The sequence below is a fragment of the Nocardia sp. NPDC060220 genome, from assembly GCF_042727815.1.
GTDB lineage: Bacteria > Actinomycetota > Actinomycetes > Mycobacteriales > Mycobacteriaceae > Nocardia.
Genome location: NZ_JBHWZY010000960.1, coordinates 1 through 2,430, shown reverse-complemented (window position 1 = coordinate 2,430; position 2,430 = coordinate 1). Strand labels below are relative to the sequence as shown.

General features: G+C 69.3%; 3 protein-coding genes. All 3 read left to right on the top strand.

Features of this window, described 5'->3' with window-relative positions:
- Positions 1–1,033, top strand: a 1,033-nt coding sequence (locus tag ACFWF3_RS32275) for an LLM class flavin-dependent oxidoreductase (RefSeq protein ID WP_379317619.1), incomplete at its 5' end; no start/stop codon positions are given.
- Positions 1,034–1,046: 13 nt separating this feature from the next.
- Positions 1,047–1,766, top strand: a complete 720-nt coding sequence (locus ACFWF3_RS32270; RefSeq protein ID WP_378989958.1) for a class II aldolase/adducin family protein — start codon at positions 1,047–1,049, stop codon at positions 1,764–1,766.
- Positions 1,763–2,430: ABC transporter substrate-binding protein (locus ACFWF3_RS32265; protein WP_379317617.1), on the top strand; the 668-nt coding region annotated here is incomplete at its 3' end. The genes ACFWF3_RS32270 and ACFWF3_RS32265, both read left to right, overlap by 4 nt.

Below are 2,430 nucleotides of genomic sequence, written 5' to 3'. Positions count from 1 at the left end.
CGATCAGTACAGCTATCTCGACCATGTCGCCGCGGTCGCCAAGGCCTCGGAATCGGCGGGCTTCCTCGGCGGGCTGCTGCCCTCGTTCCCGGTGACCGACGACCCGTGGGCCGTGGCCGCCGCACTCGCCGCCGAGACCACCACCTACCGCTTCATGGTGGCGTTCCAGCCCGGCTTCCTCCATCCCGTGCAGGCGGCCAGGATGTCGGCGAGTCTGCAACGCGCCACCGGCGGGCGACTCGTCTACAACATCATCAGCGGGGGCGGCGGACCGGCCCAATTGTGGTGGGGCGACAAGGTTTCCCATGACGACCGCTACGCGCGAACGAGCGAATTCCTCGACGTGCTGCGCGGGGTCTGGGACGGCGAATCCTTCGACCACGACGGCCGTTTCTTCGGCACCGAGGGCGCCGCACTGCCACCGGGTCTGGCCGGACAGCCTTTCCCCGAGGTGTACTTCTCCGGCTCCTCGGGTGCCGCCGTCGCCGCGGCGGGCCGCCACGCCGACTACTACCTGTCCTGGCTCGAGCCCTACGCCGACCTGCGCGCCAAGTTCGACGGTGTCCGCCGCAACGCCGAAACCACCGGCCGCACGCCGAAGTTCGCGGTCCGCATCGACATCGTCGCCCGCCACACCGAGGAAGCGGCCTGGGCCGAGATCGAGAAGGGCTGGGCCTTCGTCGACCGCGACGCCGCCAACCGCGCCGCTCAGGGCGACTCCGTCGGGGCGGCCCGGATCAAGGGCTGGGTGCCCGAAACCATCACCGGATATCGCGATCTGGAAGTCCAGCCCAACGTCTGGTGCGGATTCAGCCTGATCCGCGGCGGCCCGGCCTTCGGCCTGGTCGGCAGCTACGAGCAGGTCGCCCAGCGGCTCGACGAACTGATCGACCTCGGCGTCGACGCCTTCATCCTCGCGGGCAACCCGCACCTGGAAGAGGCCTACCGGGTCGGCGAGGAAGTACTGCCACTGCTGGGCCGTTCCCGGCTCACCACCCCGTCCACCGACACCGTCCTCGCGACGGCCCGATAACGCAGGAGCTACCTTGACCACCACCGAAACCCGCCTGCCGGAGGCCGTCACCGCCTTCGTCGATGCGGTCACCCGCGACGCCGACACCGCGTTCCGGGTATTCCGGGAGACCGGCACCGTCACCGGCAACGGCACCGTCAACTTCGTCGAGCGCGTACCCGGCGAGGAGATCGCCGTCGCTCTCAACGAGCCGGGCCCGTGGGCCGACGACCGGACCGTCGCGCCCGTCGTCGCCACCTTCGACGGAGAAGTGCTGTCCGGCAAGGGATCCGCCGGATTCGTCACCGGTTACGCGAAGGTGTTCCGCGCGCACCCCGAGATCACCTCCGTCGTCCACATCCACACCCCATGGCTCGGCGGCTGGGCGCAGACCCACCGCACCCTGCCGATTCGCTACGCCGCCTCGCAGCGACTCACCTTGTCGCGCGAGATCCCGCCGCACATCGACCGCACGGTCGGTGCGGGCGATTTCATTCTCGGCCGCCTCGAGGTCGACCCGCACCTGGTCGCGATCTTCGAAGCCAACGGTGGCGCGAACGTGATCGGTCGCGCCGGTCTGCTGGAACTGGCGAAGTTCGTCGTGCTGCTCGAGGAGGGCGCGCAGTATCAGGCGATCGCCGAAACCCTCGGCGGCTCGGTCGAATTCGATCCGTCGAATCTCGCGGTGCAGTGGCAGCGCAGCGGTCTGGCCGACGAGGCCCGTCGTCTCGGCCTGATCGGAGACGCGCGATGAGTGGTATCAGGGTCGGCTACTTCCCGCACAACAATTCGCTGTTCGTCCTGCGTCATCGCGGGATCCTGGAACGGTCGCTGCCCGAGGTCGAATGGGTCGATCTGCGTGCGCTGCCGCAGCCCGCGCGTGTCGATCCCACCACCGCGCTGCCGAGCGAACACTCGGACTGGTTGTTCACCGAGGGCGGCTACGACATCATCGGCACCGGGTTCACCCCGCCGATCACCGCGCTCGCCAACCAGCGCGACATCGTCTATCTCGGTATCTCGGGCCCGCGTGTGGAGAACGGCAGGCTGGTCGCGACCGCGGCGAGCGGCATCACCTCCGCCGCGGATCTGAAAGGCAAGCGGGTCGGGATCGCGCACGGCTCGTGGCAGACCACCCTGTTGCTGTTCGCCCTCGACCAGGCCGGTCTCAGCTGGGCCGACGTCGAACCGGTCGATGTCGACGTGCGCGGGGGCGGCGCCGCGCTGCTGGCCGGTGACCTCGACGCCTGGGTCGGTACCTACCCCGGTCTTCAGGACGTGGAGGCGGCCACCGAGCTCACCACGCTGGTCGACACCGCCTCGGTCTTCAGCCACCCGTCGCTGTGGTTCACCCGTCGCGACCTGGCCGAAGGCAACCGCGCCGCAGTGGAAGCGGTGCTGGCCGCACTCCAGGAGTC